Raw genomic sequence first — 10,264 nt, 5'->3', positions numbered from 1 at the left:
AGTGATTAGACAGAGCCAATATTTCATGTTTGATAACGTAAAGTCGATCGACTACGGTGTAGAAAACGTTAACACAGAATCAGGGTTAGTTGAGGAATCTTTTTTGGGCTCACGATCAGTTAATGAAACTTATGTAAAAGGAAGATCAGAGCCGTACACTGAAGGAGTCAAAAGAGAGTCTAAACAATTCCCTTTAAACTTTTATGTTGGTGAAAATTATGATGAGAAAAAAATAAGAGCAATTAAGCGCTGGTTAGATGTCGATGATTACAAGCCCTTAGCTTTCAGTGAAAATTTAGACATTGTGTATTATGCAATGCCCGTAGATACCAGTGATCTAGTCCATAATGCGGCTAGACATGGATATGTTCGTTTGACAATGAAATGCAACTCCCCTTATGCATATAGTCGAAACACAAGTACTCATTCCTTTGATATATCATCAGAAATGAAAATCATTGAACTCCATAACAAAGGTGATGTTGCGATTTACCCTACTGTTGAAATTCTTAAAATTGGCGACGGCGATGTAAAAATCGAGAACTTGAGTGATTATACTGATCCCTTTATATTCAGCAATCTAAAAGACAGAGAAATTGTTAAAGTGAATGGCGATAAAGAAATAATCGAGTCGTCTTTATATGGGAATGAAAGATACGATGATTTCAATGACAATTATATTAGATTGGATTACGGAAAAAATCGATTAAAAGTGACCGGAAAATGCAAACTGAGACTCACTTTCAGATTTAAGTATCGATAAGAAGGTGAAAAATTGATAACTATTCGCAAGGATACAGAAATAAAAAACATACGCTTATCCCTTGCTAAGCCAGACAAGACTAAAATAGCCAACATTGATGAAGTTCTGAATCCAACTGTAACTTTAAATCATGGAAGCAGCGTTCACGAACTCTCCTTCTCTATTCCGCTTAAGGCCACCTATGATGGGGTCATTAAAAGGAATCATGTTGTAGATTTACTAAACCCCTGGTACCTAATTAAAACTGAGTTCTATGGGCTTACGATTTGGTTTATTATCACAAAAAGAACCAAGTCTTTCAGCAGTGAAATGGATACTATACAAATTGAGTGCAGATCTCTTCAACATGAATTGAGTAGAATAAAAGTTCTTAAATATGAGGAGACATCTAAAAATCTCCAGGAAGTAGTTACAGACTGTTTAAAGAATACCAGTTGGACGGTTGGATACATAGATACTCTCTTTAACATAAAACGGAGACAGTTTGACGTATCATCAACTAACAAGCTTGATTTTTTATATTCAATCTGCGAGAAGTTCGATGCAGTCCCAGTCTTTGATACAGTAAATGAAACTGTAAGCTTTTATAAAGAATCAGACATTTCGAAATACAAAGGCCTTAAACTGAACCCTCGGCAATATATGATTAGCATGGACGATTCTGATGATGCAGACGAATTGGTAACAAGACTGTATGCTACTGGAAAAGATGGCATAAGTATTAATTCAGTGAACCCGACTGGCCAATCGTACATTGATGATTTCTCTTATTTCCTCTTCCCCTTTCAACGTGACGAACAACGAAATGTAATTTCCCACAGTGCCTATATGCCAGATGAACTTTGTCATGCAATTCTTGATTATAATGATCTTGTTAATAGCGAAGGAAATGCGTTTAATAAACTTCTCACCCAAAAAAACGAAGCTGAAACTGGTTTAACCGAATTGAATAATGAGCTTTACACACTTGATCTAGAAGCCCAAAAGTTATTAGATCGAATTGAAGTTGCGAAGAAAGCTGGAGATGACACAAGTCAACTAAAAGCTCAACTTGCCGTAAAGCAGAAAGCAGTTGCAGAAAAGAAAAACCAAATTGCTACGATTGAATCAACAATTTCTCAAATATCTGCTTCAATTTCTAAGCTTAAAGAAAAGCTTTCTTTTGAGAACAATTTTAGTGAAAATCAGCAAAAACTGCTCTCACGTTTCATTTCGACAACTGAGTGGTCAAATGACAGCATCTATGATGAGAATGAACTTTATGATGATGCCAACGAAGAACTCGAAAGTCGTAATACCCCACCAGTGAATGTAACACTCGATATTGTAAATTTTTTTAACTGTATTAGTGAAAAACATAACTGGGATAGGTTCAGTTTAGGAGACATAGTACGAGTTCAACAGAGTGATTTAAATACCGATATTAAAGCCATACTTTCAGCAATAACAATTGATTTTGAACAATCAAATATTAGTGTCACAGTTACAAATGGAAAAAGAGTTCAATCTGATTTTGAGAAAATCATTAAGACCGTTTACAGAACAAACAAAATAAGTACTGAATTAAACAAAAGAAAGATTGAATGGGACAAAGTCACTGAAAACTTCAATATCCGAAATGACAGAATCTCAGTACAGCCGGCCCCTCCTGCCATTGCTTCTGATGGCACTGCAATTACCCACAAGGTAAATGATAACGGTTCAGTTGATATTACCATTCAGTGGGACTATGTTGATTCCGATGAGGACAAATACAACATTGATGGATTTGAGGTTTACTTACACGGTAGTGATGACAATGAGGAGTACACATTTGGCTCTGTGCAAGCTAGTGAGAACTTACAAAATGTTAAATATGACAGACGTACAGCCACTTTTACCGGATTACCTTCAAATATGTACTACACTATTGGTGTCCAAGCATACCGAAGAGTAGATGCAGATATAGATATAAATCAGATTCTTCTTTCGGATATAGTTAAATCAAGCCATCCTTCTGAAAACCCCTACCTCCCTTCTCCTTCAATTGAAGTAAAAGGAAGCCTTAGTGGAAAAGTTAACGGTCTCTATACAATCTCCACGGAAGCTAAGCCAGAAGATCCAGAAACAGGGACAATTTGGATTGACCCAAAGACTAATAAACAGGAACTGTTTAACGGAGAGGAATGGATTGTCTCATCTGCAGGATCAGCAGACTCCTTGAATGGTTTTCCTGCTTCTACATCAACTTCCCCAAACTCAATCCCCGTTCGAAATGAATCAGGGATAATTAGTGGTTCAATAGATGGTAATGCAGAGATGTTAGGTGGACGGGCATCATCTGATTATGTATTAGTTGAAGATATCCTCACTCCCCCAAAGTTTGCAAAGGGTTCTTATATAGGTGACGGTACTCCAAGTAAAGCAATCCCACTCACCTTTACTCCCGATTTGGTAAAAATAACTCCAATTTCAACCGAGGACAGTCAACTTGTTATTGAAAGCACTTTGGGTGGTTATACCTATCAGGTAACTTCAACCGGATTATCCTTAAAAGGCGGAGATACAGGTTACGGCGCTTTAGGCAACTTCATGTTTATTACAGGAGCAGATAGCAATTTTAGGGGCAATAAATTAAACGTTAAATATATCTGGGAAGCTTATCAACAAAATTAACGGAGGTGATTAAACTGGCGGATTTTACTGAATTATACAATGACCCGATACTAAGTAAAAAGAGAATAGGTTCAGTCGAAGACCCGTACCTAACTTACAATGAAACATTGACAATATTTAATGGAAGAGCACTCCTAACTGAGATTCCGAACAGAGAATTTCGTGTTGAAGTTACTGGGGACAATAAGGAATGGCGAGAAATTGAAGATGGAGAACTTGACGACAACTATTTTAAGGTTGATTACCTTATGGGAGTGGTCTTTTTTAATGCCTCAAACGAAGGAAAATCACTTACCTTCAATTACAGTGGCGAAGGAGCTTCCTTCTTTCCCGCCTCTCGAATTTGGATAAAGCGTCAAGGGAATATGGTAATTGAAACTCTACAAGGGCTTATTGATGAAGCTGAAGATGCAATAATTCGAATGAATGAACGGATTGCTGAATGTGAATGTGTTACAAAGCGATGTATTGAAATAACTAAATGGTGCAGAGAAGCTACATCCGATTATGAATATGTTGTTGAAAACACAAGAAAAATTTATAAGCCTTCAGTTTATACATACGCCGATATTATTACAACATATCCAAACCCGCTCATTGGCTGGACTGTTGCAGTTAAAGAAACAAAAACAGTCTATAGGTGGGATGGATTTGACTGGGTAGACATTGGTACTTCAGAAGTATATGAAGGTTTTAATATTCTATTAAGTGCAGTCGAACCGTTTAGTGCGAATTATATATGGTATCAAGATGAAGGCTTGGTACCGGAAAAACAAAGAGTAATCATATCAAATGTTGCACCTGAATCAGGTATGGTTTGGTATGAAATTGATTAGAAAGAGAATCTACTAGTCTCTTTTTTAATTTGGAGGAATTAGATGGGATTTAAATATTATGATAAAAATACCGGTTCCTATGTTCCCATGTCGATTGAATTGCTTAAATCAGATGGCGTTTCTTACACTGCGCCATCAATTAAGCAAACTTTCGAGGATATCCTAAAACAAGTAAGCAGTGTTTCAAGTAGTATCACTGAGAAAGTTGATGGACTATCTAATCAAATTGGGAACATAGATGACTTTCATATTACGGGTACAAACCTGGTCGAGAAGATATTAAATGCATTAATTCAGCGTAGAGTTAGCGTTGCAGATTTTGGAGCTAAAGGCGATGGTGTGACTGATGACACTGCAGCCTTTAACAAAGCTTTTGAAATGGGATATGCAGAAGTATTTGTGCCAGCTGGAATATATATGGTTAAAGGATTGAAAGTTCCATCCTATACTAGATTATATGGAACAGGTAAACTCTCAGTTATTAAACTTCATAAAGATGCTCCCGCATACAGCCATGTTATTACAACTGTTCAAAATTCTAAGTACATCATTTTTGAGAACCTATTACTTGACTGGAACCTTCAGAAAACCAACAATAGCATTTCCTCTGGCCCCAACTCAAGTTGCTTAAACATTACCAATTCACAATTTGTATGGGTAAATAATGTCCATGCTAAAGATGCCGGATTACACGGATTCGATGTCACTTCCCCTTCTTATAACTCCCTTACTGATACAGAAGATGTTTATCAACCAGGCGGAAGTAAATACGTTTGGATTAATAACTGTACGGCAACGAACTTTGGTGATGATGGTTTTACAACCCACTTTTCAGAGTATATTTTTATAACAAATTGTTATTCATATGATGGAAATGGATCAGCTCATACATCAGGATCTAGCAACACAAATGGATTTGAAATTGATGATGGTTCTATGAAAGTATGGTTAATTAACTGTGTAAGTAAAAATAACTGTAGAGGATTTGAAGTTAAAGCACACAAACGAGCTCCAGCAGCACAAAATGTTCACTTTTCAAACTGTGTATCTGAGCATGATATTCGAGGTTTTGATTTTAGACATGTGGGTTTTCATAAAGCCAGTGATCCTGAGTCTAAAACAGCTAGAGATGTAACTTTATCCAACTGTACTTCAATTAAACCAGTATTTAATGATAGATTATATACTGGTATGACACCGAGAGCTTTAGTGGTATCCGCATATAAGAATGTTAACATTTCAAATTTCACAGCAATTGGTGATCCAGCTTACGATTATAAAGGAAATCCAGCTATTGCTACCCAGTATAAAAGCAGAAACATTACTTTTGATAGTGTTTCTATATCTGGCTTTAAAACAGCCGGTGCAGATATTTATATCTATGGAGGAAGTCAAAAATCTGACTTTGTTTCTTTATCTGAAATCAATGTTTTTGAATCTGCTTTAATTGGCATCAGAATCGGGAGCGCTATTAGTAATGTTAGTATTAATCAAGCAAATTTAATAGGTTATAACAAAGAGGGTTCTATTGGTGTATATTGTACAAACTCACAAGTTGATATTAACGCAGTTAATTGTGATAGATACGCTATCGCCTCAAGGATTGCCGGAAAAACCTATACATCCTTTGTGCCAAAGAATATTAAAGGTGGCACAAGGATTGCGACAACTTCTGGCTATGCTGCTAAAAATACTAGCCTTGTAGCTGCTTCTTCTGGTGGTGGACAAGCAACAGGTACTGCTTCTGCAGTTATAGCAACAACGGGCGGATCTAAAGCCGATGGCCCTCGTAACGTAGTAATCGCTTCATCTGGCGGTTCTAAAACCACATCTGAAGGCAGTCGTTCAATGGTTGCCGCTTCAAATAACTCTTCTATTGAAGGCACTGGATCATCTAGGATGGTCATAGCTTCCCAAGGTGTTGCCAATAAAACAGGTTACACAGTTGCTTTAGGGTATGCTGCTACAGGTGCACCCTCTACAGCAAATACAAAGATTCAATTAGATGCAAAGAATGGGAATATTAATCTTACCGGTCAAGTTAAAGGTGCCTCAACATTCTCAGATTACGCCGAGTACTTTGAATCGATTGATGGTAAAGCCATCCCTTCTGGTTATTTTGTAACTCTAGAAGGTGACAAAATCAGAAAAGCTAACACAGGAGATAAAGTTTTAGGAGTGATTTCTGAAACAGCTGGTGTAGTTTTGGGCGAAGCAGCATTTAACTGGCAAGGCCGTTATTTGAAGAACGAATTTGGCGGTTTAATTTACGAAAATATTGATGTGACAGTTACAAATGAAGACGGTACACAAAGAATCGAAACTAAAACAGTTCCGAAAGAAAATCCTTATTATGAACCTTCTGAAGATTATATTGCTCGGTCTGATCGTCCTGAATGGAATATCGTAGGAATGTTTGGCCAGATATTTGTACGTATTGATGGGACTGTTACAGCTGGTGATCGTATAATTCCTAAAACCGGTAAAGGGTCAAAATCTGAGGATGGTTCAGGTTACTATGTAATGCGTATCACAACCCCGTATTCACAAGAACGAGGATATGGTGTAGCGCTATGCCTTATCACCCCTACAATCTAAATTCGTTAAATTAAGGGGGTGGTTATGTTCTAGATAAAATATAGATTTTATTCAAAATACACACTTGAAAGACAGAGATAACAGGAGCATACGTGAGATAAAGAGAGATTGGGTTTAGTCCCCTTCTCTCTTTTTTGTGCTCAAATTTAATTATTAGGAGAGATGTTTTTATGACAATTCAAGCGAGACAAATGCTGGTACCATCAAGCAAATATACAATTAAATGTCCTTATGCAATGACAGCTGAGTATATCACATTCCATAATACAGCCAATGATGCATCGGCAAATAATGAAATTAGCTATATGAGAAACAATAACGCAACAGTATCATATCATTTCGCAGTAGATGATGAAGAAGTTGTTCAAGGACTTCCTACAAACCGTAATGCATGGCACTGTGGTGATGGAGAACACGGGACAGGAAACCGTAAATCAATTGGTGTGGAAGTTTGCTACTCTAAATCTGGTGGAGAACGGTACAGAAAAGCAGAAGCACTGGCAATTAAGTTCATTGCACAATTACTCAAAGAACGTGGCTGGGGAGTTGAGCGAGTGAAAAAACACCAAGAGTGGTCAGGTAAGTATTGTCCTCACCGTGTTTTAGATGAAGGTCGTTGGGATGAAGTTAAAGCTGCAATTGCTACTGAATTAAAAGCTCTCGGTGGCAAATCAACTACTCCAACTAAAACATCAACCAAACCAACTACATCCTCTTCATCAGCAGCAAGTGGTTCCCTTAAATCAAAAGTTAATGGTCTTCGTTTCTACTCAAAACCATCATGGGAAGATAAAGATGTTGTCGGCACAGTAAATAAAGATATTGGATTCCCTACAGTTGTAGAGAAAGTTAAAGTTGGATCTGCGTATCAATACAAAGTTAAGAACTCTAAAGGTGCTACATATTACATCACTGCTTCTGACAAATATGTTGATGTTACAGGATCAGTTAAAACCTCTTCTCCTGCCCCAAAAACTACATCAACGACTTCTTCAAGCCCCTCATCTATTAAATCCGTTGGAAAAATCAAAATTGTTGGTGTATCAAGCGCAGCAATTGTAATGGACAAACCTGATCGAAATAGTTCTAAAAATATTGGCACAGCCAAGCTTGGAAACACTATTTCAATTTCTGGTTCAGTTAAAGGTAAAAACAATTCCAAAGGTTACTGGGAAGTTATTTATAACGGTAAACGTGGATATATCTCAGGACAGTTTGGTTCAAAAATCTAATTATATTCAATTATCTCGGAGGATATTTGTTGATCTAATGTATCAGTGACTATCCTCTTAATTTTAGGAGGTGATGTAATGTCACCTTTCTATATTCATTAAAGGTTGGTGACAAATGGATAACTTTGAGCAAAGCACCATTTCAAGATTAAGTGCACTAGAAGAAAAAGCAAAACACACCAATAACAAGATTGACTCTCTTGAAGAAAGAACAAATGTTATCGGTCGTATCGCAACACTTGTTGAGCAACAAGTCGAAATTAACAAAGACTCTCAAGCGCAATCAAGAGAACAGTTCAGCACTCTTAACGAAATGAGTAACAGTTTAAAAAATCTAAGCAAATCATATGAAAAACTGGACAATCGAGTTGAAATATTGGAACGCTCTGATTCCACTCGAAAAATTGACCCCTCTCAATTTACAAAAGACCTTGTATTCAAGGTGCTGCCAAGTGTAATTGCCACTATTATCGGTGCATGGTTACTCATACATTTTGGCCTCAAATAAAATTAACAGGAGACGATTAAATGACTAAAATCAACTGGAAAGTAAGACTGAAAAAGAAAACATTCCTTGTTGCGATTTTCTCTGCAACGCTGTTATTCGTACAAGCTATTGCCTCTGCTTTTGGATACGACTTGACTGTATTTGGTGACGATTTAACAGAGAAATTTAATGCACTTCTAACTTTTTTAACAGCAATGGGGATCATTGTTGACCCAACAACTCAAGGTATTTCTGATAGTGAACAAGCAATGGATTATGATTCACCTAGATAAATCCACTACCCTTCTCTTAATTGAGGAGGGTATTTTTTTCGTTTTTTCAAGTTCCATGTTTATAATCAATTTATTTGTAATTTTCATACAAATTACTTTACATTTCTTTCCTTCGGTGCAACTATATAATAAAAAGGACAGAAAGGGGTTTGAAACTTGAAGACTGAAAAAGTCATTCCCTATGACTTGGTAGCGACAAAAATGAATCATTGGTATGTGGCAATTAAAAAGAATTGGGTCGGTAGAGCAGAGGAAATGCGAAAAGAAGTTATGCAAGAAATAAAGATTATGGAAGAGAATCAAGATGTCTTGCTATACTACTCTCTACTCGAATTTAGACATAAATTAATGCTATCGTATATGTACCCTAACGCCATAAAGGACATTGAGAAAAATTATGGTGAGTTAAAAGAATATGAAGGTCATGAAAACCTAACAGGTATGCTCGAATATTACTATTATTTTTTCATGGGCATGTTCTATTTTAGACAAAAAGAGTTGACGTTCTCCCTTAATCACTATAGACAAGCAGAGAAACATTTGGACTCCATCGATAGCGAAGATATTGAAGTTGAAAAAGCTGAATTTTATTTTAAATTGTCAGAAGTGTATTACCACATGAAACAGACTTATTTTTCAATGAACTATGCCATGAGAGCCTATAATATTTTTAAAAAGCAACCTGATGTTGATGGAAACTCTACATACGGGGTACAAAAAGTACGTTGTCAATTCGTCATATTTGGCAATTTACTGGACAGCATGAAGTTTGATGAGGCGTTAAAAAGAGCATATAAAGCTTACCAAGAAGCAGAAGAGCTGAATAAAAATGAGAAGAATCGTGGACATTTAATACGTTCAGCACTGTTTAATATTGGATTATGTTATAATCAAATGGAAGAACTTGATAAAGCATTTTTTCACTTTAATAAGTCGCTCCAAATCATTGAGCCAGAAAACCATGATTATGCAGCTAAAACATTGTTTGTTATCTCCTTCTTAAAAGGAAGGCAAAATGATACTAAAAATGCTCAAGCGTTTTATGAACAATCAAAGCAGATAGCAGAACAGTACAATAATGAAGTAGTTATTGAAAAGCTGAAAATGGTTAAAGGTCTTTTCTTGGACCCGGATTTAAATTTAGTAAGAGAAGCGTTCAAGTTCTTCAGAGAAAGAGGTATGTACCCTGATATGGAAAGCTATGGAGTTGTTGTAGCTGATTTTCTCACAGCAAAAAAAGAAGCTTGGGGTGCAATTGAATTTTATCGTTTGGCAAATGAAGCAAGAAGACAAATTAAAAGGGGAGAAGCAATATGAAAACAAAACTAATTATCTGCGCAGTTCTATTATTCGGTGTTGCCGGAACAGTGGGTGCTTCCTATCTCCAACAACAAAACGAT

At 36.5% G+C, this 10,264-nt stretch carries 8 protein-coding genes; all 8 read left to right on the top strand.

Features of this window, described 5'->3' with window-relative positions; translation table 11 throughout:
• The first annotated feature begins 1 nt into the window (after position 1).
• The 8 genes from MOF34_RS15535 (at position 2) to MOF34_RS15500 (ending at position 10,181) form a co-directional block, all read left to right on the top strand.
• Positions 2–763 (top strand): distal tail protein Dit, encoded by a 762-nt coding sequence (locus MOF34_RS15535; RefSeq protein WP_268400753.1) that lies wholly within the window; start codon positions 2–4, stop codon positions 761–763.
• 12 nt (positions 764–775) lie between these two features.
• Positions 776–3,418, top strand: a complete 2,643-nt coding sequence (locus tag MOF34_RS15530; protein ID WP_268400750.1) for a DUF7359 domain-containing protein — start codon at positions 776–778, stop codon at positions 3,416–3,418.
• Positions 3,419–3,432: 14 nt separating this feature from the next.
• Positions 3,433–4,254: a hypothetical protein gene (locus MOF34_RS15525; protein WP_268400813.1), complete on the top strand. Its 822-nt coding sequence runs from the start codon at positions 3,433–3,435 to the stop codon at positions 4,252–4,254.
• Positions 4,255–4,296: 42 nt separating this feature from the next.
• Complete coding sequence (locus MOF34_RS15520; RefSeq protein ID WP_268400748.1) at positions 4,297–6,852, top strand: peptidase G2 autoproteolytic cleavage domain-containing protein; 2,556 nt, start codon at positions 4,297–4,299, stop codon at positions 6,850–6,852.
• Between the two features lie 170 nt (positions 6,853–7,022).
• Positions 7,023–8,084, top strand: a complete 1,062-nt coding sequence (locus MOF34_RS15515) for an N-acetylmuramoyl-L-alanine amidase family protein (RefSeq protein WP_268400747.1) — start codon at positions 7,023–7,025, stop codon at positions 8,082–8,084.
• 115 nt (positions 8,085–8,199) lie between these two features.
• Positions 8,200–8,592 (top strand): hypothetical protein, encoded by a 393-nt coding sequence (locus tag MOF34_RS15510; protein WP_017696898.1) that lies wholly within the window; start codon positions 8,200–8,202, stop codon positions 8,590–8,592.
• A 20-nt stretch (positions 8,593–8,612) separates the two neighbouring features.
• Positions 8,613–8,864: a phage holin gene (locus MOF34_RS15505; RefSeq protein ID WP_017696899.1), complete on the top strand. Its 252-nt coding sequence runs from the start codon at positions 8,613–8,615 to the stop codon at positions 8,862–8,864.
• Positions 8,865–9,020: 156 nt separating this feature from the next.
• Complete coding sequence (locus MOF34_RS15500; protein ID WP_268400745.1) at positions 9,021–10,181, top strand: tetratricopeptide repeat protein; 1,161 nt, start codon at positions 9,021–9,023, stop codon at positions 10,179–10,181.
• Positions 10,182–10,264: the final 83 nt, after the last annotated feature.

This window comes from Bacillus sp. T17B1, from assembly GCF_026796395.1.
GTDB classification, from domain to species: Bacteria; Bacillota; Bacilli; order Bacillales; family Bacillaceae; genus Bacillus; species Bacillus spizizenii_A.
Note: the sequence above shows the minus strand (reverse complement) of the source record. Positions and strands in the feature narration are given on the sequence as shown.